We start from the raw sequence: 24,137 nt of genomic DNA, 5'->3' as shown, positions 1-24,137 counted from the left end.
ACCCAGGGTTTTCCCCAGGGCAGGGTACGCCCCAGCTTTTCGCGTTTCCATACGCCAACGTATACATGTCCCCGACTTCTCACCACCGGGACGCCACCGATGTCGATCCAGACCGATTCCAGCCGGATTGCCGACTCCACCCCGCCGCGCACCGACGGCTACTGGGACGATCCGTCCATCGACAACAGCCTGCTGTCCTCGCCGGCGGACCTGGACCGGAACCCGGTCGATCCGGCGACCGTCGAGGATTCGCCGCTGCTGTCGCTTCTGCCGCGCATGGGTGTCACCACCGTCGACGGCAGCCAGAGCAATCCCGCCGGGCGCAGCCTCGGGCAGACGCCGGACGGCAAGGACATCCAGATCGACCCGTTGCACGAGGATGCGACGGTCTCGATCGCGCGCGAGCGCACCCTGGCCGAGGCCGGGATCGGCCAGACCTACGTCAGCTCCGACCAGCTCGTGTTCACCACCGGCGGCGGAAACGACCAGGTCGGCGTCAGCCAGCGCGACGACGGCACCCTCGACGTGACCGTCAACGGCGAGTCCTACGCGGTGCGCGTCGCCGATGGCCAGGAGCTGACCATCCGCAGCGGTGGCGGCGACGACGTGATCGAGGTGGCCGCGAACGTGACGGTGAACATCGTCGCCGAGACCGGGGACGGCGACGACAAGATCGACATCGCCGGCAGCGGCGACAACCGCATCGACTCCGGCGACGGCAACGACACCATCACCCTCACGGGCAATGGCCGCAACGACGTGTTCGGCGGCGCCGGCGACGACGTCATCCAGGGCGGCAGCGGCGTCGACGTGATCTACGGCGGCGACGGCAACGACGCCATCGACGGCGGTGCCGGGCGCAACTATCTGGAGGGTGGCGCCGGCAACGACACCATCCGCAGCCGCGGTACCGGCGACATGGTCTCCGGCGGCCTGGGCGACGACACCATCCATGCCGCCAGCGGCGCCAGCAGCATCTACGCCGGCGCGGGCCGCGACACCATCGAGGGCGCCGGCAACCGGACCACCGTGTATGCCGAAGCCACCGACCTGATCAACGCCGCCACCGGCGCACGTCCCACCGTGGTCAATGTCGAGATCGACCCGCAGGTCGGCAGCACCGTGACGGTCGAGGGGTCCGACGCGTTCGTGCAGCGCGTGCAGGCCGACATCGAGTTCCTGCGCGGCTCGCCGAACGGACAGCGCATGCTGGCCGAGTTCGACGATACCGCCGCGACCCGGGGCAACAGCGTCACGATCAAGGAGCTGTCGAACGAACACAACGGCTTCGCCATGCCGGCCGAGGACGGCGTCACCTGGGCTGACGTGCAGATCACCAACGGCCGCGCGGGCCGCGGCGTGGACACCGACATCCGCTACAACCCGTCGTTCCACATGGATGCATTCCCGGCGCCGGTCGTGGTGCTGTACCACGAGATGTCGCATGCCTACAACTTCGCCAACGGCACCCTGCAGCCGGGCAACTACAACGGCCCCGACCTGGCCGATCGCGGCATCTCCAATTCCGAACGCCAGGCGGTCGGACTGGAGACCACGGCCGCGCCCTTCGATTTCGACGGCGATCCCGCCACGCCCCCCACCACCGCCAATCCGGACCACCTGACCGAGAACGGGCTGCGCGAGGAACTGGGCCTGCCGGACCGTCCCAGCTACAGGTTGTGACCGGGGCAGGGAGCCGCGGTCACTCTGCTCCAGGGATGGAGGGGCGGGCAGCCGGCGTCTGACGCAGGCTGCCCGTCTTTTTTCATCTCCCGGACGCGAACTGGCGCACTCATGCCTACGATGACGCCGACTCGCCGTCGAACCCGGGCGATCGCGATCCTGGGCCTGGCGCTGGCCACTGCCCAGGCCTGCGCCTACGATCAACCGTCCGCTGCCGCACCTCCCGCCCAGCAGGTCGAATCCATGGCTGAATCATCCGCCGCTTCCGCCCGCGTCGAGGACGGTACCGCCCGCCTCGATGCGACGTTCTCGCCGCTTTCCGCCGACACGCTGCGGGTCCGCTACCGCATGCTCAACGGTGGCGATGCACCCCTGGCGGTGTTCGACCGCGGCAACCGGCACGCGGTGCTGAGCAAACGACAGACCTCTGGCGCGGTCGGCGCGCCGACGTTCGAGGAGGTCGGCGGCGGCGACGTGGTATTGCGCCACGTGGCGTTGCCGGCGGCCCAGGGCCATCCGACCGGGCCGACGGTGCCGCTGACGCCGCTGGCGCTGAAGCTCGATCCCGGTGCGACCCTCGAGGGGGAATTCAGCTTCGCGATCCCGACCGCGACGCCGCCCAGGCGCGTGCGCTGGTGCCTGGGTGTCGCGACGTTCGACCCCGGGCACTTCTTCTCGCCCGAGCAGGTCGACGCGGGCGAAACCTGGCAGGCCGGGGAAGCGGCGGTCCAGGCGCAGCGGACGCTGTGCACCCCGTGGTTCGATATCGCCACGGGGACGTTCGCGGCAGGGTAGCGCGTCGCTTGCGACGGAGGCCGCGTCGCTTCCGTCAGCCGCCGCCGACCGGTGGATCGCCCACGCCGGCCTGACGCGAGCCACCGCAGTCGCCGTCGAGCAGTCGCGAGCGCTGCAACCAGTCGCTGTCGGGATAGTAGGCGAACACCATCGAGCCGCCGCGGATTCGGTCGATCAGTTCGCGTGCGACCGCCGGACGCACCGCGGGGCAGCCCAGGCTGCGCCCCAGCCGTCCCTGGGTGCGGGCGATGTCGGGCGCGACGTAGGGGGCGCCATGGATGACGATGGCGCGCTCGCGCGCCAGGTCGTTGAAGCCCGGTTCCAGCCCGTCCAGGCGCAGCGAGTAGCCGTTGGCGCCGACGTACGATTCCGCGGTCCGGAACACCCCGAGGCTGGACATGTGGCTGCCGGAGCGGTTGGAGAACTTCGTGGCCATGTTGTGGCCGGTGTTGCGGCCGTGCGCCACCAGTTCCTCGAACAGCAACCGCTGGCTGGCGAGGTCGAACACCCACAGGCGCGGTTCGGTGGACGGTCTGGAAAAGTCGATGACGCTCAGGGTCGACGGGCGCGGGTCGCCGCCCGGCTGGCGCATCGCGCAGGACACGGCGCGGGTGGCGAGCGAGAGGACCTCGCGGTCGATGCCCGGCGCCGCCTGCGCAAGCCGGTCCAGCAGCGGTTCGGCATTCGAAGGCGCGGCCACGGCCGGTGCCGCGAAGGCGAGGGCGGCCGCGAACAGGGTGCAGACGAAGGGCAGCTTCATTGTCGCAGGATAGCAGCGGCTCCGGCCCGGACCGATGAACGGGGCGGGCTAATCCGCAGGCAGCGGCTCAGGCCCGGGCCCCGGCGGGGCCGGCCCTTCCGCATCCAGCAGCGGCTGCAGCACCGGCGCGGACGGATCCGGCCGCACTGCGGGCAGGTCGGTCAGCAGTACCGTGGTGCCCGGCACAAGCAGTTCGCGCAGGCGGCGCGAGAAGGTCTCGTCCACGCGCAGTGGCCGGTCCTGCAGCCGCAGTTGCAGCATCGCCATCGCGTCGGCATCGAGCCCGAGGATCGGATGCGCCGACCAAGGGCGCCGCGGCCGGTCCTGCGGGGCCGGGACCTCCTCGTCCGCCGTTTCCCTGCCTGCCACCATCAGCACCGTGCCGCCGATCGAGAAGCCGTCCTCGACCTGCAGCGCCGCCTCGCCGATGGCGATGCCGTTGCGAAGGACGAAGACGCGGCGGTCGGCCAGGCTCACCAGCACGCTGACCGGACCGGTCGGACTGGCGTCCTCGCTCCAAGTGTCGCCAGCCGTGGCCCGTGCCGGCAGCGCGTGCGCGCCGCGCTCATCGACCGGTGCCAGCAGGGCCGGGTGCGCCAGGCTGGCGGCGCCCGACTTGGCGTTGGCGACCACCACCGTGTCGCCGTTGCGGGTCTCGGCGAATAGCCGCTTGGCGAACTCCAGCGGCAGGCGCACGCAGCCGTGCGAGGCCGGGTAGCCGGGCAGCGCGCCGCCGTGCAGGGCGATGCCGTCCCAGGTCAGCCGCTGCATGTAGGGCATCGGTGCGTCGTTGTAGAGGTTGGAGCGGTGGTCGCGGTTCTTCTGCAGGATGGTGAACACCCCGGTCGGCGTCTCCTTGCCCGGCTTGCCGGAGCTGATCGTCGACACCCCGATCGCCAAGCCGTTGCGGTACACGTAGGCGCGTTGTTCGTCGAGGCTGACCACCAGCACGATCGGCCCGTGCGGCGCGATCTCCGGGTGCCAGAGGTATTCGCCGGGAGCGAGCGATCCCGGCACGCGGGCTTCGGGTTCGGCGGCGCACGCCGGCCCGGGCAGCAGCGCGAACAGGGCGGACAGGAACAGGATGCATGGCGAGGTGCGGCGCATGGTGGATCCACGGCGATCGACGACGGATTGTGGGCACGCGCGGCGCGGCAAGCAAAGACGGGTGCAGGGCGGTGCCCGACACGGATCCGCCGCAACTGCGCGTCCGCAAGCCTTGGCCCGGATCCGGAGGAAGTGGCCTGCCATTGCGGGAAAGCCCTGCGTCTGCCCGTCGATCGCGGCGCCGGGTGCGGACGGCCTCGGGTGCGAATGTCTCCCGGCCAGGACGGGGCTCGTCAGGTCGCAACGAGATGTGATCACGAGAAGCGTTCCGGCAAAGCTCCTCTCCAACGTCGCACCGGCCGCCTCGCCTCGGCAGAGAACCAAAGAAAAGGGCGGCCAATGGTCGCCCTTTCGGTGACATGCGGAGTGATTCCGCCTACAGCAGCGGCACCAGCAGCAGCGCGACGATGTTGATGATCTTGATCAGCGGGTTGATCGCCGGGCCCGCGGTGTCCTTGTAGGGATCGCCCACGGTGTCGCCGGTGACCGAGGCCTTGTGCGCCTCCGAGCCCTTGCCGCCGAAGTTGCCGTCCTCGATGTACTTCTTGGCGTTGTCCCAGGCTCCGCCGCCGGTGGTCATCGAGATCGCGACGAACAGGCCGGTGACGATGGTGCCGATCAGCAGCCCGCCCAGCGCCTGCGGCCCCAGCAGCAGGCCGACCACGACCGGCACCGCGACCGGCAGCAGCGACGGCAGGACCATCTCCTTGATCGCCGACTTGGTCAGCATGTCCACCGCGCGGCTGTAATCGGGCTTGCCGGTGCCTTCCATGATCCCGGGGATCTCGCGGAACTGGCGACGCACCTCCTCGACCACGCTGCCGGCCGCACGGCCCACCGCCTCCATCGCCATCGCGCCGAACAGGTAAGGGATCAGGCCGCCGATCAGCAGGCCGATGATCACGTAGTGGTTCGACAGGTCGAAGGTGAACACCTCGCCCGGGTTGCTGGCCTGCAGGTTGTGGGTGTAGTCGGCGAACAGCACGAGCGCGGCCAGCGCGGCCGAACCGATCGCATAGCCCTTGGTCACCGCCTTGGTGGTGTTGCCGACCGCATCGAGCGGGTCGGTGATGTCGCGCACTTCGGGCGGGAGCTCCGCCATCTCGGCGATGCCGCCGGCGTTGTCGGTGATCGGGCCGTAGGCGTCGAGCGCGACGATCATGCCCGCCATCGACAGCATCGCGGTCGCGGCGATGGCGATGCCGTACAGGCCGCCCAGCGCGAAGCACGCCCAGATCGCGATGCACACCGCCACCACCGGCAGAGCAGTCGACTTCATCGACACGCCGAGGCCGGCGATGATGTTGGTGCCATGGCCGGTGGTGCTGGCCTGCGCGATGTGCCTGACCGGTCCGTACTGGGTGCCGGTGTAGTACTCGGTGATCCAGACGATCGCACCGGTCAGTACCAGGCCGATCAGCGCGCACCAGTAGATGTTCATCGCGCCGTGCGCGTTGTCGCCCATCAGCTGCGTGGTGATGGGGTAGTAGGCGATGGCCGCGAGCACGCCCGAGACGATCACGCCCTTGTACAGCGCGCCCATGATCGAGCCGCCGGTCTTCACCTTGACGAAGAACGCGCCGATGATCGAGGCGATGATCGAGGCGCCGCCCAGCACCAGCGGGTAGAGCACGCCGTTGCTGCCGACTTCGGTGACCATCAGGTAGCCGAGCAGCATCGTCGCGATCACGGTGACCGCGTAGGTTTCGAACAGGTCCGCGGCCATGCCGGCGCAGTCGCCGACGTTGTCGCCGACGTTGTCGGCGATCACCGCCGGGTTGCGCGGGTCGTCCTCGGGGATGCCGGCTTCCACCTTGCCGACGAGGTCGGCGCCGACGTCGGCGCCCTTGGTGAAGATGCCGCCGCCCAGGCGGGCGAAGATCGAGATCAGCGACGAGCCGAACGCCACCCCGACCAATGCGTGCAGCACCTCGGCTGTCGGCAGCTGGAAGTACAGGTTCAACACCGCCCAGTAGCCGGCGACGCCGAGCAGGCCCAGGCCCACCACCAGCATCCCGGTGATCGCGCCACCACGGAAGGCGACGTCCATCGCCGGGCCGATGCCGCGGCGCGCGGCCTCGGCGGTGCGCACGTTGGCGCGGACCGAGACGTTCATGCCGATGTAGCCGGCCGCGCCCGAGAGCACCGCGCCGAGCAGGAAGCCGACCGCCGTGTACCAGTCCAGGAACACGCCGAGCAGCACGAACAGCACCGCGCCCGCGACCGAGATCGTCAGGTATTGCCGGTTGAGGTAGGCGCGCGCGCCTTCCTGGATCGCACCCGCGATCTCCTGCATGCGCGCGTTGCCGGCGGGTTGCCGGTTGATCCATCGCGCCGAGACGATGCCGTAGACGATCGCCACCGCCGCGCACACCAGTGCCAGCGTCAAACCGTGCTGCTCGAGCATGAACCCCTCCCCGGAAAATGGAACCAGATGAAAAAAGCCCCCGGACTATGGCACAAGAGCATGGACCGACCAATCCGGGCACACCCGATTCTGCCGATCCCCGGCGACAGGGTCGTTGTGCAGTGCGATAAAGCGGCGCCACGGGCTCCCGCCGCCCGCGTGTGGGGCGAGCGCCAGCACCGGAAGATGCGAACGCCCGCGCGTGCCCCGGGCCGCCGCCGGGAAGCCCTGTGAAATGCCGGGCGGGGTCCGGCACGGCAGCGGCCGGATGGCGACCTGCCCGGCAGGACGCGGCGAACCGGCGCGCTGCGCCGGCCGGGGGCGCTCACGCGGCGGCGAAGCCCTCGCGCGTCAGGTTGGCCGGTTCGCCGGTGGTGCAGACCACGTTGTCCTCGATGCGGATCCCGCCGTACGGGCGCAGGGCGTCGACGCGGTCCCAGTCGACGCTGCCGCTGCGGCCTGCCGTCTTCAGGTCTTCGAGCAGCATGTCGATGAAGTACAGGCCCGGTTCGATCGTCACCACGAACCCGGGCTCCAGCACGCGGGTCAGGCGCAGGTAGGGATGGCCTTCGGGCTTCGGGATCGTGCCGCCGTGGTCGCTCGCGGCGAAACCGGCGACCTCGTGCACCTGCAGGCCCAGGCCGTGGCCGATGCCGTGGGGGAAGAAGGCACTGCTGACGCCCGTTGCCACCGCTTCCTCGGGCGACACGGTGATGATCCCGGATTCGTCCAGGATGCCGGCCAGCGCGAGGTGGGCATCGAGGTGCAGTCGACGGTAGTCGACCCCGGCGCGTACCTGCGCGCACATCCGTTGCTGCGCGGCATCCACCGCGTCGACCAGCGCCTGGAACTCGCCGCCCGTGTCCCGGGCGTGGGTACGGGTGATGTCGCAGGCGTAGCCGCCGTGGCTGGCGCCGGCATCGAGCAGGAAGCTGCGCACGGGCTTCGGGGGCAGGCGGTCGAGCTGGGTGTAGTGCAACACGGCACCGTGCTCGTTGAGCGCGACGATGTTGCTGTAGGGCAGTTCGTTCGCATCCTGGCCCGCGGCCTGGCAGTAGGCCAGGTGGATGCCGAACTCGCCGGCCCCGGCGCGGAACGCACGCTCGGCCGCCCTGTGCGCACGGACGCCCCGGCGCGTGGCCTCGCGCAGCATCTCGATCTCGTAGGGCGTCTTGAAGGCGCGGTGGTATTCCAGGTAATCGAGCACCGGCTGCGGGTTGTTCGGCCGGAACGCCGCGTACTTGCCCAGCGCACTCTGCGCTTCGCCGAGGATCGCGCAGCGTTGCGCGTTCTTCGGCAGGTGCGCCATCGCCTCCTCGGGCTTGCCGATCACCACGATGTCGAAGTGCTCGACCCAGTAGCCCTCCGGCGCCTGCGGCACCACGTGCCAGTAGTCGCGCGGCTGCAGGTAGATGAGTCGCGGTCTCGCCCCCGGCGTGGCCACCAGCCAGCTGCCGGGATTGCGGTCGAGCGGCAGCCAGTGCTTGAACTGGGGGTTGACCGCATACGGATAGTCGCGGTCGTCGAACACCTGGTAGTGCAGGGTACCGCTGGGAATCACCAGGTGGTCGAAGCCGCCGCGCTCCAGCGCCGTCGCGGTGCGCGACTGCAGGGTGGCGAGGTGATCGGCGTAGAGGGGCGTTGCGGCGAGGGCCATGTTGCGCAGTTCGGCGGAAAGCGAAGTCGCATTCTGCCGCATCGCCGCTGCGGGTGCAGTCGAGCGCAGATGAACCCATGCGGTTCCATCGGCACCCTGGAGGCCAGGCCCCGGCATCGGGGAATCCCGCCCGGAAGCGCGGGAAATCGCCTACTCGTAGTGGCTGCCGGGCGCCTCGATCCACGCCCGCAGGCGCCGCGACTGCGCCTCGGACACGGCGATGAAGCGGAACCCCGCCCAGACCAGCGCTGGCGCGCTGGCGCGGTCCATCCACAGCAGGTGCGCGCCGACGTCGACCACCTGTCCGCTGCCGCCATCGTGCAGGGTGAAGCGGAGCTGGTAGAGCGCGTCGTCGACCAGCGGTTCGCTCGCCATCAGCAGCATGCCGGTTTCGGACACGTTGCCGATGCGGCCGATGACCCGTTCGGTCATCGCATCGGTCACCAGGATGGTGTCGGAGGCCTTGCGCCGCTTGGCGCGCCTGAACTCGTGCATCATGCCGGTGCCCCCGCGCCTTCGGCGCCCTCGGGGTCCTTGTCGCCGAGACCGGCGAAACTGCGCAGCGCGTGCATCGCCGCCTGCCAGGCGCGATCAACCAGGCGGGCATGGCCGGCGATGACGATCCGCGCCTGCCCCGACGCGAGCATGCGCGCCACGCTGTCGAGCGACTGTTCGCCGACGCGCTGGCCGCGCTGGTTGACGAACAGCGCGTTGTCGGTGAGCGGGCTGAACCACGACAGGCGCCGGCGCACCACGTCGCCCTGCTGGTTGGTGACGAACTCGATCCAGGTCCCGAACGGCAGCACCTTGAGCTGCTCGTAGCGCGCCTGCTCCTCGGGCGTACGGGGTGGCAGCGGCTTCTTCTTCCTGTCGGAATCCTCGCCCAGGCGGGTGCGTGCCTTGAGCTTCATCGCCAGTTCGGTGCGCGAGGCGGTGTCGCCTTCCTCCTCGTCCGAACGGCTGCTGGTCAGGCGCTGGGCGATGACGCTGGCTTCCTCGCCGTGGTAGCCGACCTGGGCCAGCGAGGCTTCGATGTGCGCGACCAGCTCCGGGTCGCGCAGCGCGTCGTCGCGGCTGCAGGCCTCGACGATGCGCCGGGTGAGGTCCAGCTGCTTGTTCCAGCCCTCGGAGTCCTCGCCCTGGCGCAGCAGGGTCAGGGTCAGCACGTCGGCCCAGGCCTGGTTGAGCAGGGCGCGGCTGAAACGCGGCAGCCGCTGGTCGCCGATCACCCCGGACATGACCTCGGCCGCCCGCAGCTTCGCGACCTCCAGCTTCTCCTTGCCGCGCGCGGCCTCGGTGTGCCGCTTCTCCAGCAGTTCGGCCTTGCGCACCTGGGCCTGCAGGTGGGTCTGCAACTGCTCGTTCGAGGTCGAGAACACCTCGACGTCGCCGTCGTACTTCTCGACGACGTGGTTGACCGCCTTCTGCAGCGGCGCCAGGAACTGCGGGTCGAAGTCGGCGTCGTCGAGCCATTTCGCCGCGCTCTCGGCGACCGTGTTCAGCAACTGGCGCGCGGGGTGGCGGCTGCGCACGAAAAAGCCGCTGTCGCTCAGCGCCACCCGCAGCAGCGGCACCTGCAGGCGCTTGACCAGGGCCGCCGCCGGGGCGTCGGCGCGGATCTCCTCGTCGAGGTTGCCGAACAGCATGCCCAGCAGCTCGAAGGTGTCGTTGTCGCGTGGCGACAGCTCGGCATGCGTACCGCGGCGCTGGCGTGCCTGCGCCAGCAGCGTCTGCTTCACGTCCGCCAGCGTCTGCGGCGCGCCGGCCACGGACAGAGGCTGCGCCTGCAGGTGCGCGAGCGCGGCGAACACGTCCTCGCTGCCGATGACCGCACTGGGCCTGGGCTGCTTCCCCGGGCGCAGCTTGCCGAGCAGCTCGCGACGGCTGGTGAGCAACTGCTGCAACTGCTCGGAGGCGACCTTCTCGTCGTCGTCGAGCTCCTCGATCGGCTCGCCCATCCAGCCGGTATGCGGCCGCTGCGGATCGGAAACGTGGTACACCGCGCGTCCGCTGGACGCGCCACCGCTGCGCGAGGTCCGCATGGTCGCCGCGCCGGGGCCGCGCGTCGCGTCCGTCGGCGCGGTCGACGTGGCGGCCTCCTGCCTTTGCGGCGACGGACGGATGCGCACCGGGACGTAGGTCAGGCCGGCCAGGACGCCTTCGCGGTCGAGCAGTTCGTCGAGCCGGTCGAGCACGCGCCAGTAATGCGTCATCACATGGCGGTCGAAGATGCGGTAGAGCAGCAGGCGCGAATCGTGCTCGATGTCCAGGGCCTGCGCGGCGCCGCGCATGGCCCGGCACAACGACTGCGGGCCCAGCGGCAGGCGCTCGGTGTCGAAAGCGGGGGACGCCGCCAGCACGCCGAAGCGCTGACCGAGCAGGTGCAGGGCGAGGTTGGCGCGGGCTTCCTGGCGGCCGGCGATCTCGCGCATCACCATGCCTTCGTCCATCACCGACTCGTCGACGAGGCTGAGCTTGCCGAAGCCGGACTGCGCGGGCAGGTTGCGCGTCGTGCCGCCGGCGTGGGCGGTCGCCGGCGGCGGCGACCGGATCGCGGCGACCGCCGCCTCGAGCTCGAGGATGAAGCGCGGGATCAGGTCGGAGCGGTTGAGGCGGAAGGTCCGCAGCGTCTGCATGTAGCCCGACTCGGTGCCCGGGTTGCGGGCTTGGTCGGCGAGCCGGAACAACTCCTCCTCGAACTCGTTGAGCATCGATCCCAGGTGCGGCTCGATCTCGTCGGTCACCAGGGTCAGGGCCGCCTCCAGCGCCTTGCGCACGCGTTGCGGCAGCCCGGCAACGGCGAGCGACCTCGGGACCGCGGGTTCGACGGGCGGGGACGATGCGGGCATCAAGCGTGCTGCGACGAGAGGTCGGGGCAATACTTACATGACAGACGCGGATCGGCCAATGTCGCGGCCAGCGGTCTCAGCCGGCCAGGAACAGGCCGATCACGTCGTTGCCGAAGCGGCGACCGAGCGGGGTCGGCACGATGTAACCGCTTTCCCGGCGCAGCCATCCGCGTGCCTCGGCGGTCGCCAGCGGTGCCTCGATCGCGGTTTGCGGCAATCCGCATCGCGCCTCGAAATCGGCCAGCGCGAAGCCTTCCACCAGGCGCAGCGCGTTGAGCATGAATTCGAACGGACGCTGTTCCGGCGTGATGCGCTCGTCGCCGCCGATGGCGGCCGGGCTACCAGCCGCGGCAAGCCACGCCGTCGGGTGCCTGAGCTTCCAGCGGCGCAGGATCGCCTGTTCTGCGCCGAGGGTGAGCTTGCCGTGCGCCCCCGCGCCGATCCCGAGGTAGTCGCCGAAGCGCCAGTAGTTCAGGTTGTGCGCGCAGCGCCGGCCCGGCTTGGCGTAAGCGGAGACCTCGTACTGGGCATAGCCCGCGTCGGCCAGCAGCGCCTGGCAGCGCTCCTGCATGTCCCAGGCGAGGTCGTCGTCGGGAATGCCCTGCGGCGGGCGCGCCGCGAACACGGTGTTGGGTTCCAGGGTCAGCTGGTAGTGCGAGACGTGCGCCGGCTGCAGCGCGAGCGCGCGCTCGATGTCGTGCTCGGCGCCCGCCAGCGCCTGCCCGGGCAGGGCGTACATCAGGTCGAGGTTGAGGTTGTCCAGGCCGGCGTCCTGCGCCAGCTTCACCGCGGCTTCGGCCTGCGCACTGTCGTGGATCCGGCCCAGGCGTTGCAGGCAGTCGTCGTCGAAACTCTGGACGCCGAAGCTGATCCGGTTCACGCCGGCCGCGCGGTAATCTCCGAAACGGCCGTGTTCGGCGGTTCCGGGATTGGTTTCCAGGGTGATCTCGGCCCCGGGCGCGAACCGCAGGCGCGCGCTGGCGCCCTGCAGGAAGCGGTCGATCGCGTCGGGCGGGAACAGGCTCGGTGTGCCGCCGCCGAAGAACACGCTGTGCACCGTGCGACCCCAGGCCAGCGGCAGGTCGTGGTCGAGATCGGCCAGCAGCGCGTCGACGTAGGCTTCGAACGGCAGCACGCCGCGCGCCTCGTGCGAATTGAAGTCGCAGTACGGACACTTGCGCACGCACCAGGGCAGGTGCACGTACAGCGAGAGCGGTGGGTGAAGCAGCGCGTTGGCGGGCCATTGGCCCGCGTGCTGCTGAACGCCCGGCCACGGATGGCCGGGCAGGTGATCGTCAGGGCGATCGTGTTGCGCCATGGATGGCATCGCCAGCACTCGGTGAAACCGCGGAAAGCCTTTGCCGCAGCAGCGCCAGCGCCTGACCGCGATGGCTCAGCCGGTTCTTGAGCGACAACGGCATCTCCGCCGCGGTCTGGCCGTGCACGGGATCGAGGAACACCGGGTCGTAGCCGTGGCCGCCGCTGCCGAGGCGCGCGCGCAGGATCGCACCGCGCCAGCTGCCCTCGACGATGACCGGACGCGGATCCTCCGCGTGCCGCAGCATCGCCAGCGCGCAGACGAACTGCGCGCCGCGATCGGCGTCTGCGACTTCGGACAGTGCACGCAACAGCTTGTCGATGTTGCGCGCGGCATCGCCGTGTCCGCCCGCATAGCGCGCCGAATAGAGCCCGGGGGCGCCGTCGAGGGCGTCGACGCAGAGTCCCGAATCGTCCGCCAGCGCCGGCAGGCCGGTGGCCCGGCAGGCGTGACGCGCCTTGAGGATCGCGTTCTCGACGAAGCTCAGGCCGGTTTCCTCGGCGTCTTCCACGCCGAACTCGGCCTGGGCGCGGACCTCGTAACCGTCGTGCGCCAGCAGCGCGCGGAATTCCTCGAGCTTGCCGGCGTTGTTCGACGCCAGCACCAGCGGTTTCGCCTTACTCATCGCGCCAGGGCTTCGCGCTGCTTGTCGAGCAGGTCCCTGATGCCGGTTTCGGCCAGCCCCAGCAGCGCATCGAGTTCGTCGCGGCGGAAGGCATGGCCCTCGGCCGTGCCCTGCAGTTCGATGAAGCCGCCGCCGTCGTTCATCACCACGTTCATGTCGGTGTCGCAGTCGCTGTCCTCGGCGTAGTCGAGGTCGAGCACCGGCACACCGCGATAGACGCCGACCGACACCGCGGCCACCGCGCCGAACACCGGGTCGCGCGCGATTTCGCGCCTGGCCCGCAGCCAGCGCACCGCGTCCACCAGCGCGACGTAGGCGCCGGTGATCGCCGCGGTACGGGTGCCGCCATCGGCCTGCAGCACGTCGCAGTCGAGGGTGATGGTGCGCTCGCCCAGCGCGCTACGGTCGACGCAGGCGCGCAGGGCACGGCCGATCAGGCGCTGGATCTCCAGCGTCCGCCCGCCCTGCTTGCCACGCGCGGCCTCGCGGTCGGAGCGGGTGTGGGTCGCGCGCGGCAGCATCCCGTACTCCGCCGTCACCCAGCCTTCGCCCTTGCCGCGCATGAACGCCGGCACCTTGTTGTCGATGCTGGCGGTGCACAACACCCGGGTTTCCCCGAACGAGACCAGCACCGAGCCCTCCGCATGGTGGGTGAAGCCGCGCACGATGCGGACCTCGCGCAGCTGGTCGGGCGCGCGGCCGCTGGGGCGGGCGATGCTCATGCGGGAACTTCCGGCAAAGTGGGGTGCGCCAGATTACCATTGGCGATCCTCGCCTCCGCCTCGGCGATCATGGGACGCACGATGTCGATCCGCAGCATGACCGCCTACGCCTCGGGCGAACGCAGCACGCCCTGGGGCACGCTCGGCTGCGAGCTGCGCGCGGTCAACCACCGGTTCCTCGAGCTCGGCACGCGGCTGCCCGAGGAATTGCGCGTGCTGGAACCGGCGCTGCGCGAACGGGTGTCCGGGCGTGTCGCACGCGGCAAGGTCGACCTGGCGCTGCGGCTGCGCCAGGCCGAGGGCGCACTCTCGCTGCAGGTCGACGAGGCGCTGGTCGCACGCCTGGGCGAACTCGCCGGGTCGCTGCGCGGGCACTTCCCCGACCTGCGCACCGGACTGGTCGAGCTGCTGCAGTTTCCCGGCGTGCTGCAGTCGCAGGCGGCCGATCCGGCCGAGCTGCAAGGCGAGGCGCTGGCCCTGCTCGACGAGGTGCTCGACGAGTTCCTTGCCTCGCGCGAACGCGAGGGTGGCAAGCTGGTCGCGGCGATCCTCGAGCGCGTCGACGGCATCGAACGCATCGCCGGCGAGGTGCGCACCCTGGTGCCGGCGATCCGCGAAGGACAGCGCACGAAGCTCGAAGCGCGCCTGGCCGACCTCGCCCAGGCCGCCGATCCCGGGCGCGTGGAACAGGAGTTGGTGCTGTCGCTGCAGAAGCTCGACGTGGACGAAGAGCTCGACCGCCTGTCCAGCCACGTCGACGAGATCCGGCGCGTGTTCCGACAGCCGGAGCCGGTGGGTCGCCGGCTGGATTTCCTGCTGCAGGAATTCAACCGCGAGGCCAATACCCTGGGCAGCAAGTCCGTCGACGCGCGCACGACCCGCGCGGCGGTCGAGCTGAAGGTGCTGATCGACCAGATCCGCGAGCAGGTGCAGAACATTGAGTAGGGCCGGGAATGGGGAATCGGGAATGGGGAATCGCGGAAGCGGTAGACTCCCCGACCTGCGATGCGGCCCGGTGACCATCGAGTCGCTGCTGTCTCCACTCCCGATTCCCGATTCCCCATTCCCGGCCTTCTGATGCGCGGCACCCTGTTCATCGTCGCGGCGCCCTCGGGCGCCGGCAAGTCGAGCATCGTCAACGCCTGCCTGGCGCGCGACCCCAACATCTGCCTGTCGATCTCGTTCACCTCGCGCGCGCCGCGACCGGGCGAGCGCCATGCCGAGCATTACCACTTCATCGCCGCTGAGGAATTCAAGGCGATGATCCGCGCCGGCGACTTCTTCGAGTACGCGCAGGTCCACGGCGACTGGAAGGGCACGGCGCGGCAGTCGGTCGAGCCGCAGCTCGACACCGGACGCGACGTGCTGCTGGAGATCGACTGGCAGGGCGCGCAGCAGGTCAAGCGGCAGGTGCCCGACGCGGTCAGCGTGTTCATCCTGCCGCCCTCGCGCGAGGCGCTGGAGCAGCGCATGCGCAAGCGAGGCCAGGACAGCGAGGAGGTGATCGCGCGCCGCCTCGCCAATGCCCGTGAGGAGATGTCGCACCACGGCGAGTTCGACTACGTCATCGTCAACGAGGTGTTCGACACCGCTGTCGACGAGATGTGCGCGGTGTTCGTCGCCAGCCGCCTGCGCCGCGAGCAGCAGGTGCTTCGCCATGCCCGGCTGATCGAGGGGCTGCTGGCCGACCCCTGATCCGCGATGGCCGGGGCGGGTTTCGACCCCTAAGTTACTGATTTCCAACGTCGCAGCTTGCGTCTCGGCGTGTGTTTGCCTAGAATCGCCGACCCTCACCGCTTTTGATCGACGGCCTGCCGGCCGCCGGGAGACCTATGGCCCGCATCACCGTGGAAGATTGCCTGGAAGTGGTCGACAACCGCTTCGAGCTCGTCATGATGGCCGCCAAGCGCGCGCGCCAGCTCGCCAACGGCGTGGAGCCGCAGATCGACAACGCCGACGCCCAGGACAAGCCGACCGTCCTGGCGCTGCGCGAGATCGCCGCCCGCCGCATCGACCAGCCCTATATCGACGCCGTCGACAAGGCCGAGCGCGAGCGCAAGGAGCGCGAGGCGCTGGAATGGGCCGCCGCCGAAGTGGTCGCCGGCGACGACGACATGAAGGGCGACGATCTCTGAAGGCGGGGAATAGGGAATGGGGAATCGGCAGTCTGAAAGCCGGAGCTCCGGTTCCAATCCGCCCTCACGCTGGTTTTGAAGGCCCCGCCTTGGCGGGGCCTTCGGCATTCTGGGGGCGGTCGCGGGTGGCGCAGTCCGGGTGCGGCCCACCCTGCGAAGCCGGGACCCGGCGTCTTCGGCCCTCGAGCGCCATCGCCGTCCGTGCTCCGCATGCGCGTTCGCAGCACCATCGCCGGGATTCTGAACGATCGCGGGATGGCTTTCCGAGTCCCATTCCCTATTCCCCATTCCCGGCCTTTCGCCGTAGGCTCAGGTCATGACCCTAGGCGCCCCCGTCCTGATCCAGCCCGTGCCCTCGTCCGAAGAGGACGTGCCCGACTACGTGCGCGACCTCGAGCGCGCGGCCGGGTACCTGCCGTCGGAGCAGCGGGTGCAGTTGCGCCGGGCCTGGGCCATGGGGGCGGCCGCGCACGCGGGACAGACGCGCAAGTCCGGCGAGCCCTACATCACCCACCCGGTGGCGGTGGCGCGGGTGCTGGCCGAGCAGAAGGTCGACGTGGAAACCCTGGTCGCGGCGATCCTGCACGACACGATCGAGGACACGCCGCTCACCCGCGCGCAGATCGCCGAGGAGTTCGGCGAGACCGTCGCCGAGCTCGTGGACGGGGTGACCAAACTGGACAAGCTGCACTTCAGCAGCCACCAGGAGGCCGCGGCCGAGAGCTTCCGCAAGATGATGCTGGCGATGGCGCGCGACCTGCGCGTGATCCTGATCAAGCTCGGCGACCGCCTGCACAACATGCGCACGCTCGGCGCGCAGCCGGGACCGGCGCGCGAGCGCATCGCCCACGAGACGCTGGAGATCTACGCGCCGATCGCGCAGCGCCTGGGCATGAACCTGATCAAGGCCGAGCTGCAGGACCGCGGCTTCCACGCCCTGCATCCGCTGCGACACCTGATCCTGGAAAAGCACATCCGCGGCCAGCCGATGCTGCGGCGCGAGGCGATGGCCAAGATCGAGGCGCAACTCGCGCAGCGCCTGACCAACGAGGGGTTGAAGTACCGGCTGGTGAGCCGGGTCAAGTCGCCCTGGAGCATCTACAACAAGATGCGCGCGGAGGGAAAGACCTTCGCCCAGGTGATGGACGTGTTCGGCTTCCGCATCGTGGTGCATTCGGTGGCCGACTGCTACCACGCGCTCGGCGTGGCGCATTCGGTGTTCAAGCCGCTGGACGGGCGCTTCCGCGACTTCATCGCGATCCCCAAGGCCAACGGCTACCAGTCGCTGCACACCGTGCTGTTCGGTCCCTACGGCTCGCCGATCGAGGTGCAGATCCGGACCGAGGAGATGGACCTGATCGCCGAGCGCGGCATCGCCGCGCACTGGGCCTACAAGCACGGCATGGCGCCGAGCGGCGCGCAGGCGCGCGCGCACTCGTGGATCGCCAACCTGCTCGAGTCGCAGCGCGCCACCGGTTCGTCGCTGGAGTTCCTGGAGAACGTCAAGGTCGACCTGTTCCCGGACGAGGTCTACCTGTTCACGCCCAAGGGCGACATCCTCTCGCTGCCGCGCAACTCCACCGCGCTCGATTTCGCCTACGCGGTGCACACCGACGTCGGCAACACCGCGGTCGCCGCGCGCGTGGACAAGAAGCTGGTGCCGCTGCGCACCAAGCTCGTCAGCGGGCAGTCGGTGGAGGTGGTGACCGCGAAGTCCTCGCTGCCCAAGCCGCAATGGCTGGAGTTCGTGGTCACCGGCAAGGCGCGCACCGCGATCCGCGCCCAGCTCAAGCAGCTCGAACACGAGGACGCGGTGCAACTGGGGCACCGCATGATCGACCGCGCGCTGGAGGACCTGGGGACCTCGCTCGACCGCCTGCCGCAGGCGTGGCTCGACGCCTACCTGGGCGAGCTGCGCTACCCGCGGCTGGAGGAACTGCTGGCCGACATCGCGCTGGGCAACCGCATGCCCTCGCAGGTGGCGCTGGCGCTGGCGCAGAAGGATCCTGGCGGCGACGGGTCCGGCGCCGAGCCGACGCGGCGTCGCGGCGAACGGATCCTGATCACGGGGCACGAACGCGGGGTGATCAGCTTCGCCAACTGCTGCATGCCGATCCCCGGCGACGAGATCATGGGCTACCACACCGCGGGCAAGGGCATCGTGGTGCACCGGCTGGACTGTCCGAACGTGGTGGAGTACCGCAAGTCGCCGGACCGCTGGGTGGCGATCGGCTGGGACCGCGAGGTGATCGGCGACTATCCGGTCGCGCTGGTGATCGAGACCGAGAACAAGCCTGGCTCGCTGGCGGAGGTGGCCGCGGCGATCGCCAAGGCCGAATCCAACATCGAGGGCGTCGAGTACCTCGAGCGCGACGCCAACATCGCCGTGATCCGTTTCTCGATCGAGGTCCGCGACCGCGAGCACCTGGCCGAGGTCATCCGCCGTACCCGCCGGCTCGGCGTGGTGCACGGCGTGCAGCGCCTGTAACCGCAGCTCCGTCGCCCGGATAAGGCCAAAGGCCGCATCCGGGGCGCCCCGTGCAAACCATGGCGCCGCACGCGTCGCCGCGGCCGCCGCGTCCCATCGCTACAATCACCCCACATCCTTCCGGAGCCGCCCCATGCCGCGTATCCCGATCCAGACCGATGCTGCGCCCTCCGCGATCGGCCCCTATTCCCAGGCGACGCGCGCCGGCAACACGGTGTTCTTTTCCGGCCAGATCCCGCTCGATCCGGCCACCGGCGAAGTCGTCGAAGGCGGCATCGAGGCGCAGGCGCGGCGCGCGTTCGACAATCTCGCCGCGGTGGCCGCGGCCGCGGGCGGCTCGATGGCCGACATCGCGCGCGTGGGCCTGTACCTCACCGACCTGTCGCAGTTCGCGGCGGTCAACGCGGTGATGGCCGAATATTTCCAATCGCCCTATCCCGCGCGCTCGACCATCGAAGTGTCCGCATTGCCCAAGGGCGTGCTGTTCGAGGTCGACGCGGTGATGGTGCTGGACTGACCTTCCGGCCGCATGGCGAAACCTGCGCCCGCGCTCGCGGCCTCCGGCGACATCGGCCTGACCGCGCTGCCGGGGGTCGGCAAGGCGGTGGCGGAGAAATTCGCGGCGCGCGGCCTGCACACCCTGCAGGACCTCTGGCTGCACCTGCCCCGCCAGTACGAGGACCGCACCCGGATCACGCCGGTCCGGCATCTGCAGCCTGGCGTCGCGGCGCAGGTGGAAGGGCGGGTGGAGGCGGTCGAACGCGGCTTCCGCTACCGGCCTATGCTGCGGGTGGCGCTCGGCGACGAGTCCCGCGCCACGGTCGTGCTGCGCTTCTTCCACTTCCGTTCGCAGCAGGTGAACCAGTTCCGGGTCGGCGCGCGCGTACGCGCGTACGGTACGCCCAGGCCGGGCCAGCTCGGGCTGGAGATCGTGCATCCGAGCTACCGCGTGCTCGACGAGGCCGACACGGACGGGCTTGGCGAGGCGCTGGACCCGGTGTATCCGGTGGTGGACGGCATCGGCCCCGCGACCCTGCGCCGGCTGGTCGCGCAGGCGCTCGAACGGTTGCCTGACGAGGGGCTCCTGGAACTGCTGCCGGCGCGGTATCTGGAGCAGAGCGGCCTGCCTTCGTTGCGCGATGCGCTGCTGACCCTGCACCGGCCACCGCGCGACGCCGACGTCGGTGCGCTGCTGGCCGGCACCCATCCGGCGCAGCGTCGGCTGGCGATGGAGGAACTGCTCGCGCACCATCTCAGCCTGCGCCGACAGCGGATCGCGTTGCAGGCGCACGCCGCGCCGGCACTGGAAGACGACGGCGGCCGCGTGCGCGCGCTGCTCGATGCGCTGCCGTTCGCGCTCACGGCCGCGCAGCAACGGGTGTTCGACGAGATCCGCACCGACCTGGCCAGGCCCCGGCCGATGCTCCGGCTGGTACAAGGCGACGTCGGCAGCGGCAAGACCGTGGTCGCGGCGCTGGCCGCGTTGCTCGCGATCGGCAGCGGCCGGCAGGCGGCGCTGATGGCGCCGACGGAGCTGCTGGCCGAGCAGCACCTGGTCAACCTGCGCGGCTGGCTGGAACCATTGGGCGTGCGCGTGGCCTGGCTCGCCGGCAAGGTGTCCGGGCGGGCACGCAGCGCGGTACTGGCCGACGCCGCCAGCGGGGCGGCGCAGCTGGTCGTGGGTACCCATGCGCTGATGCAGGAGGGCGTGCTGTTCCGCGACCTCGCGCTCGCGGTCGTCGACGAGCAGCACCGCTTCGGCGTGCACCAGCGCCTTGCGCTGCGCGACAAGGGGGCGGCCGACGGCATCGTCCCGCACCAGCTGGTGATGACCGCCACGCCGATCCCGCGCACGCTGGCGATGGCGGCCTACGCCGACCTCGACGTCTCCGCCATCGACGAGTTGCCGCCGGGACGCACGCCGGTGCAGACCGTGGTGCTCGGCGCGGCGCGGCGCCCGGAACTGGTCGAGCGCATCCGCACGGCCTGCGCCGAGGGCCGCCAGGCGTACTGGGTGTGCACCCTGATCGACGAGAGCGACGAGGTCGTCGCGCAGGCGGCGCAGACCACCTGGGAACAGCTGACCGCATCGCTGCCGGAGCTGCGCATCGGCTTCGTGCACGGGCGCATGAAGGCCGCGGACAAGCAGGCGACGATGCTGGCGTTCAAGCGCGGCGAGATCGACCTGCTGGTGGCGACCACGGTCATCGAGGTCGGCGTCGACGTGCCCAACGCCTCGCTGATGATCGTCGAGAACGCCGAGCGCCTCGGCCTGTCGCAACTGCACCAGCTGCGCGGGCGGGTGGGGCGGGGCAGTGCGGCATCGAGCTGCGTGCTGCTGTACCAGCCGCCGCTGTCGGCGATGGCGAAGCAGCGTCTGGAGACCATGCGCTCGACCAGCGACGGCTTCGTCATCGCCGAGAAGGACCTGGAACTGCGCGGCCCGGGCGAACTGCTCGGGACGCGCCAGACCGGGCTGGCGGATTTCCGCATCGCCGACCTCGCCAGGGACGCGGACCTGCTGCCCGAGATCCACCGTATCGGCGAGGCGCTGATGCGCGACGCGCCTGACGTCGCCGACCGGCTGGTCGATCGCTGGATCGGCGGCGCCGCACGCTATGCCGCCGCCTGAGGGATGTCGCCGGGTCGTCCAGAGCCTGCAGCTGTCATCCCGAGCGCAGCGAGGGATCTTGGTTGCGGCGATCGGATGCCGGATCCCTCGCTACGCTCGGGATGACAGTTTAGGCTGCCCTCCATTCCCCATTCCCCATTCCCCGATGCCCGACCCGACTCCCCTGCTGATCGATACCGACCCCGGCGTCGACGACGCGCTCGCGCTGCTGATGGCCTTCGACGATCCCGCGCACGAGATCGTCGGCCTGACCATCGCCGCCGGCAACGTCGGTCTGCCGCACACCGTCGCCAATGCACTGAAGCTGTGCGAGGTGGCCGGGCGCGAAGACGTGCCGGTGTTCGCCGGCTGCGCCGCGCCGCTGCTGCATGCCGCACCCGATGCCGCCTACGTGCACGGACAGGACGGCTTCGGCGATACCGGCTACGCGCCCGCTACGCGCGCGGTCTCCGACGAGCACGCCGCGCTCGCCATCCTGCGCCTGTCGCACGCGCATGCCGGCCGGTTGCTGCTGGTCGCGCTGGGGCCGCTGACCAACCTCGCGCTGGCGCTGAAGCTCGACCCGACCCTGCCGCAGCGCGTCGCGCGGCTGGTGATCATGGGCGGGGCGGTGACCGCGCACGGCAACATCACCCCCGCCGCCGAATTCAACGCCTACTTCGACCCGGAGGCGGCGCGGATCGTGTTCGACGCCTTCGGGCGGTTCGACCTCGCCGACTGGGAGGCCACGGTGGCGCATGGCCTGCCCCATCCGGAGGTCGAGGCCTGGCTGGGCGTCGATTCGGCGCGCGCGCGCTTCTACGAGTCGATCTCCCGGCAGACCCGCCGCTGGTCCATCGACCGCCGCGGCGACCGCTGGTTCGCGGCCGACGCGCTGGCGATGGCCTGGGCGCTGGCGGCGGAGGGCGCCGTCGAAACCGTCGAACGGCCGATCGAGGTCTGCCTCGACCCCGGCCCTGCCCGGGGCGCGACCCTGGTCGACTGGAACCGCCAGACCGGGCATCCGGACCGGGCGCGGATCCTCATCAAGTACGACCATGCGGCCTTCGAGGGCCGGGTCCGCGCCGCGCTGGCGGCGGGCTGAGGGGCGGCTTGCGCGCGGCGGCGGCGGCGGGCTAAAATGCCGCTCTTTCCCCGCGCAAACTCCGGTGCCCGCCCATGAAGGCCGACATCCATCCCGATTACCGTGAAGTCGTCTTCCAGGACGTGACCTCGGATTTCAGGTTCCTGACCCGCTCCACGCTGGCCGCATCCACCAAGGAAACGGTCAAGTGGGACGACGGCAACGAATACCCGCTGGTGAAGATCGACGTGTCCTCGGCGACGCATCCGTTCTACACCGGCCAGAACAAGATCGTCGACACCAGCGGTCGCATCGACAAGTTCAAGCGCCGCTACGCGAAGTAATCGCGTCTTCGGACGATTGTGTTGCAGGTACGGCCGCCCGAGGGCGGCCGTCGCCGTTTGCGCCGACGCAAGCCCGCGCGCTGGCCTCGGGCAGACCAAAGTCCGAGTCGGCGCTCGGACCGGCTGTGCGATAATTGTTGCGTTGCGGTAGCCCTGCGCGCCGCCGTCGCCGGGCCCGCGCGGGTCCGTCCGCACGTCCGAACCCGAGGAGCGCATCGTGTCAGACCATGTCGTGTTGAACGCTGGCGGCAAGTCCGTCGAGCTGCCCGTCCTGAAACCCACGCTCGGCAACGATTGCGTCGACGTCTCGAAGCTGACGAAGGAAACCGGGCTCTTCACCTACGACTCCGGCTTCACCGCCACCGCCAGCTGCAAGTCCGCCATCACCTACATCGACGGCGAGAACGGCGTGCTGCTGTACCGCGGCTACCCGATCGAGCAGCTCGCCGAGCACTCCAGCTTCCTGGAAGTGGCCTACCTGCTGATGAACGGCGAACTGCCGGACAAGGCCGAGTTCGCGAAGTTCGAACACGAGGTGACGCATCACACGATGATGCACGAGTCGCTGAAGAACTTCCTGCACGGCTTCCACTACGACGCGCATCCGATGGCCATGCTGGCCGGCACCGTGGCCTCCCTGTCTGCCTTCTATCACGACACCCTCGACCTCGAGGATCCCGCGCAGCGGCGCCTGGCCGCGATCCGCCTGATCGCCAAGGTCCCGACCCTCGCCGCCGCCGCCTACCGCTACTCGATCGGCTGGCCGATCCGCTATCCGCGCAACAACCACGAGTACGTCGACCGCTTCCTGCACATGATGTTCGAGGTGCCGAGCGAGCCGCTGGAACTCAATCCGGTGGTGGCCAAGGCGCTGGACCTGCTGTTCATCCTGCACGCGGACCACGAACAGAACGCCTCGACCTCGACCGTGCGCCTGGTGGGCTCGACGGGTGCGAATCCCTACGCCTGCATCGCCGCCGGCATCACCGCGCTGTGGGGCCCCGCGCACGGCGGCGCCAACGAGGCGGTGCTGAAGATGCTCGAGGAGATCGGCGAGGCGAAGAACGTCGACTCGGCGATCGCCAAGGCCAAGGACAAGGAATCGGGCTTCCGCCTGATGGGTTTCGGCCACCGCGTCTACAAGAACTTCGACCCGCGCGCCAAGATCATCCGCGAGATGACCCACAAGGTGCTGGGCGAACTGGGCGTGGACGATCCTCTGCTCGAAGTGGCGATGCGTCTGGAAGAGGCCGCCCTGAAGGACGACTACTTCATCCAGCGCAAGCTCTACCCGAACGTCGACTTCTACAGCGGCATCATCTACAAGGCGCTGAAGATCCCGACCGAGATGTTCACCGTCATGTTCGCCATCGGCCGCACCGCCGGCTGGGTCGCGCACTGGCTGGAACAGCAGGTCGATCCGGAAGCCAAGATCGGCCGCCCGCGGCAGATCTACACCGGCAGCGACGTGCGCGACTACGTACCCGCAGACAAGCGCTGAACCGGCGCCGCGCGCAGGCTACGAAGACGCAAGCGCCCCGCCAGCCGGGGC

Annotated in this window: 20 protein-coding genes; 11 read left to right on the top strand and 9 right to left on the bottom strand. The window is 70.0% G+C overall.

Going from position 1 to position 24,137, the window contains the following annotated elements:
* Positions 1–99 precede the first annotated feature (99 nt).
* A complete protein-coding gene (locus JMO03_RS18955) occupies positions 100–1,683 on the top strand; it encodes a M91 family zinc metallopeptidase (protein WP_202845330.1) in 1,584 nt (527 codons plus the stop codon).
* A 243-nt stretch (positions 1,684–1,926) separates the two neighbouring features.
* A complete protein-coding gene (locus JMO03_RS18950) occupies positions 1,927–2,478 on the top strand; it encodes a hypothetical protein (protein WP_202845329.1) in 552 nt (183 codons plus the stop codon).
* 34 nt (positions 2,479–2,512) lie between these two features.
* Here the strand turns inward: JMO03_RS18950 and JMO03_RS18945 are convergent, their stop codons facing one another.
* The 9 genes from JMO03_RS18945 to rph all read right to left on the bottom strand — a co-directional run bounded on the left by JMO03_RS18945 (position 2,513) and on the right by rph (position 13,923).
* Positions 2,513–3,238, bottom strand: coding sequence for a murein L,D-transpeptidase catalytic domain family protein (locus tag JMO03_RS18945; protein ID WP_202845328.1), 726 nt, complete (start codon positions 3,236–3,238; stop codon positions 2,513–2,515).
* A gap of 48 nt (positions 3,239–3,286) precedes the next feature.
* Positions 3,287–4,345 carry a L,D-transpeptidase gene (locus tag JMO03_RS18940; protein ID WP_202845327.1) on the bottom strand — a complete coding sequence of 353 codons (1,059 nt, stop codon included), beginning with the start codon at positions 4,343–4,345 and terminating at the stop codon, positions 3,287–3,289.
* 376 nt (positions 4,346–4,721) lie between these two features.
* The gene (locus tag JMO03_RS18935; protein WP_202845326.1) at positions 4,722–6,752 is read right to left on the bottom strand and encodes a sodium-translocating pyrophosphatase; all 2,031 of its coding nucleotides are present in this window, start codon (positions 6,750–6,752) and stop codon (positions 4,722–4,724) included.
* 325 nt (positions 6,753–7,077) lie between these two features.
* A complete protein-coding gene (pepQ, locus tag JMO03_RS18930) occupies positions 7,078–8,409 on the bottom strand; it encodes a Xaa-Pro dipeptidase (RefSeq protein WP_202845325.1) in 1,332 nt (443 codons plus the stop codon).
* A 150-nt stretch (positions 8,410–8,559) separates the two neighbouring features.
* On the bottom strand, positions 8,560–8,907 hold the full coding sequence (locus JMO03_RS18925; RefSeq protein WP_202845324.1) for a PilZ domain-containing protein: 348 nt from the start codon (positions 8,905–8,907) through the stop codon (positions 8,560–8,562).
* Positions 8,904–11,258 (bottom strand): DUF1631 domain-containing protein, encoded by a 2,355-nt coding sequence (locus JMO03_RS18920; protein WP_202845323.1) that lies wholly within the window; start codon positions 11,256–11,258, stop codon positions 8,904–8,906. Before JMO03_RS18920 ends, JMO03_RS18925 begins: the two co-directional genes overlap by 4 nt.
* A gap of 76 nt (positions 11,259–11,334) precedes the next feature.
* Positions 11,335–12,576: a radical SAM family heme chaperone HemW gene (gene hemW, locus JMO03_RS18915; protein ID WP_202845322.1), complete on the bottom strand. Its 1,242-nt coding sequence runs from the start codon at positions 12,574–12,576 to the stop codon at positions 11,335–11,337.
* A complete protein-coding gene (gene rdgB, locus JMO03_RS18910; RefSeq protein WP_202845321.1) occupies positions 12,554–13,201 on the bottom strand; it encodes an RdgB/HAM1 family non-canonical purine NTP pyrophosphatase in 648 nt (215 codons plus the stop codon). The genes hemW and rdgB overlap by 23 nt, the downstream gene beginning before the upstream one ends.
* The gene (gene rph / locus JMO03_RS18905) at positions 13,198–13,923 is read right to left on the bottom strand and encodes a ribonuclease PH (protein ID WP_202845320.1); all 726 of its coding nucleotides are present in this window, start codon (positions 13,921–13,923) and stop codon (positions 13,198–13,200) included. The genes rdgB and rph overlap by 4 nt, the downstream gene beginning before the upstream one ends.
* 96 nt (positions 13,924–14,019) lie before the next feature.
* Here rph and JMO03_RS18900 point away from each other — a divergent pair, with 96 nt between their 5' ends.
* The 9 genes from JMO03_RS18900 to JMO03_RS18860 all read left to right on the top strand — a co-directional run bounded on the left by JMO03_RS18900 (position 14,020) and on the right by JMO03_RS18860 (position 24,086).
* Complete coding sequence (locus JMO03_RS18900; protein ID WP_202845517.1) at positions 14,020–14,868, top strand: YicC/YloC family endoribonuclease; 849 nt, start codon at positions 14,020–14,022, stop codon at positions 14,866–14,868.
* A 132-nt stretch (positions 14,869–15,000) separates the two neighbouring features.
* A complete protein-coding gene (gene gmk, locus JMO03_RS18895) occupies positions 15,001–15,618 on the top strand; it encodes a guanylate kinase (protein ID WP_202845319.1) in 618 nt (205 codons plus the stop codon).
* A 137-nt stretch (positions 15,619–15,755) separates the two neighbouring features.
* Positions 15,756–16,058 (top strand): DNA-directed RNA polymerase subunit omega, encoded by a 303-nt coding sequence (rpoZ, locus tag JMO03_RS18890; RefSeq protein WP_149102354.1) that lies wholly within the window; start codon positions 15,756–15,758, stop codon positions 16,056–16,058.
* Positions 16,059–16,374: 316 nt separating this feature from the next.
* Positions 16,375–18,546 (top strand): RelA/SpoT family protein, encoded by a 2,172-nt coding sequence (locus JMO03_RS18885; protein ID WP_202845318.1) that lies wholly within the window; start codon positions 16,375–16,377, stop codon positions 18,544–18,546.
* A 133-nt stretch (positions 18,547–18,679) separates the two neighbouring features.
* Positions 18,680–19,063, top strand: coding sequence for a Rid family detoxifying hydrolase (locus JMO03_RS18880; RefSeq protein WP_202845317.1), 384 nt, complete (start codon positions 18,680–18,682; stop codon positions 19,061–19,063).
* A gap of 12 nt (positions 19,064–19,075) precedes the next feature.
* The gene (recG, locus tag JMO03_RS18875) at positions 19,076–21,178 is read left to right on the top strand and encodes an ATP-dependent DNA helicase RecG (RefSeq protein ID WP_202845316.1); all 2,103 of its coding nucleotides are present in this window, start codon (positions 19,076–19,078) and stop codon (positions 21,176–21,178) included.
* A gap of 145 nt (positions 21,179–21,323) precedes the next feature.
* Positions 21,324–22,262, top strand: coding sequence for a nucleoside hydrolase (locus JMO03_RS18870; RefSeq protein ID WP_202845315.1), 939 nt, complete (start codon positions 21,324–21,326; stop codon positions 22,260–22,262).
* Positions 22,263–22,336: 74 nt separating this feature from the next.
* Positions 22,337–22,585 (top strand): type B 50S ribosomal protein L31, encoded by a 249-nt coding sequence (locus JMO03_RS18865; protein WP_149102349.1) that lies wholly within the window; start codon positions 22,337–22,339, stop codon positions 22,583–22,585.
* Between the two features lie 217 nt (positions 22,586–22,802).
* Positions 22,803–24,086 (top strand): citrate synthase, encoded by a 1,284-nt coding sequence (locus tag JMO03_RS18860; RefSeq protein WP_202845314.1) that lies wholly within the window; start codon positions 22,803–22,805, stop codon positions 24,084–24,086.
* Positions 24,087–24,137 lie beyond the last annotated feature (51 nt).

This window comes from Luteimonas saliphila (genome assembly GCF_016774335.1).
In the GTDB taxonomy this organism is placed as follows: Bacteria; Pseudomonadota; Gammaproteobacteria; order Xanthomonadales; family Xanthomonadaceae; genus Luteimonas; species Luteimonas saliphila.
This window is presented reverse-complemented; position numbering and strand designations above follow the sequence as displayed.

Bases quoted from the DNA above. Each gene is read 5' to 3' on its own strand.
- JMO03_RS18920 (WP_202845323.1), bottom strand. From the start codon at position 11,258: ATGCCCGCATCGTCCCCGCCCGTCGAACCCGCGGTCCCGAGGTCGCTC.
- JMO03_RS18940 (WP_202845327.1), bottom strand. From the start codon at position 4,345: ATGCGCCGCACCTCGCCATGCATCCTGTTCCTGTCCGCCCTGTTCGCG.
- recG (WP_202845316.1), top strand. From the start codon at position 19,076: ATGGCGAAACCTGCGCCCGCGCTCGCGGCCTCCGGCGACATCGGCCTG.
- pepQ (WP_202845325.1), bottom strand. From the start codon at position 8,409: ATGGCCCTCGCCGCAACGCCCCTCTACGCCGATCACCTCGCCACCCTG.
- rdgB (WP_202845321.1), bottom strand. From the start codon at position 13,201: ATGAGTAAGGCGAAACCGCTGGTGCTGGCGTCGAACAACGCCGGCAAG.
- rph (WP_202845320.1), bottom strand. From the start codon at position 13,923: ATGAGCATCGCCCGCCCCAGCGGCCGCGCGCCCGACCAGCTGCGCGAG.
- JMO03_RS18945 (WP_202845328.1), bottom strand. From the start codon at position 3,238: ATGAAGCTGCCCTTCGTCTGCACCCTGTTCGCGGCCGCCCTCGCCTTC.
- JMO03_RS18885 (WP_202845318.1), top strand. From the start codon at position 16,375: ATGACCCTAGGCGCCCCCGTCCTGATCCAGCCCGTGCCCTCGTCCGAA.
- gmk (WP_202845319.1), top strand. From the start codon at position 15,001: ATGCGCGGCACCCTGTTCATCGTCGCGGCGCCCTCGGGCGCCGGCAAG.
- rpoZ (WP_149102354.1), top strand. From the start codon at position 15,756: ATGGCCCGCATCACCGTGGAAGATTGCCTGGAAGTGGTCGACAACCGC.
- JMO03_RS18880 (WP_202845317.1), top strand. From the start codon at position 18,680: ATGCCGCGTATCCCGATCCAGACCGATGCTGCGCCCTCCGCGATCGGC.
- JMO03_RS18870 (WP_202845315.1), top strand. From the start codon at position 21,324: ATGCCCGACCCGACTCCCCTGCTGATCGATACCGACCCCGGCGTCGAC.
- JMO03_RS18900 (WP_202845517.1), top strand. From the start codon at position 14,020: ATGACCGCCTACGCCTCGGGCGAACGCAGCACGCCCTGGGGCACGCTC.
- JMO03_RS18865 (WP_149102349.1), top strand. From the start codon at position 22,337: ATGAAGGCCGACATCCATCCCGATTACCGTGAAGTCGTCTTCCAGGAC.
- JMO03_RS18950 (WP_202845329.1), top strand. From the start codon at position 1,927: ATGGCTGAATCATCCGCCGCTTCCGCCCGCGTCGAGGACGGTACCGCC.
- JMO03_RS18925 (WP_202845324.1), bottom strand. From the start codon at position 8,907: ATGATGCACGAGTTCAGGCGCGCCAAGCGGCGCAAGGCCTCCGACACC.
- JMO03_RS18955 (WP_202845330.1), top strand. From the start codon at position 100: ATGTCGATCCAGACCGATTCCAGCCGGATTGCCGACTCCACCCCGCCG.
- hemW (WP_202845322.1), bottom strand. From the start codon at position 12,576: ATGGCGCAACACGATCGCCCTGACGATCACCTGCCCGGCCATCCGTGG.
- JMO03_RS18935 (WP_202845326.1), bottom strand. From the start codon at position 6,752: ATGCTCGAGCAGCACGGTTTGACGCTGGCACTGGTGTGCGCGGCGGTG.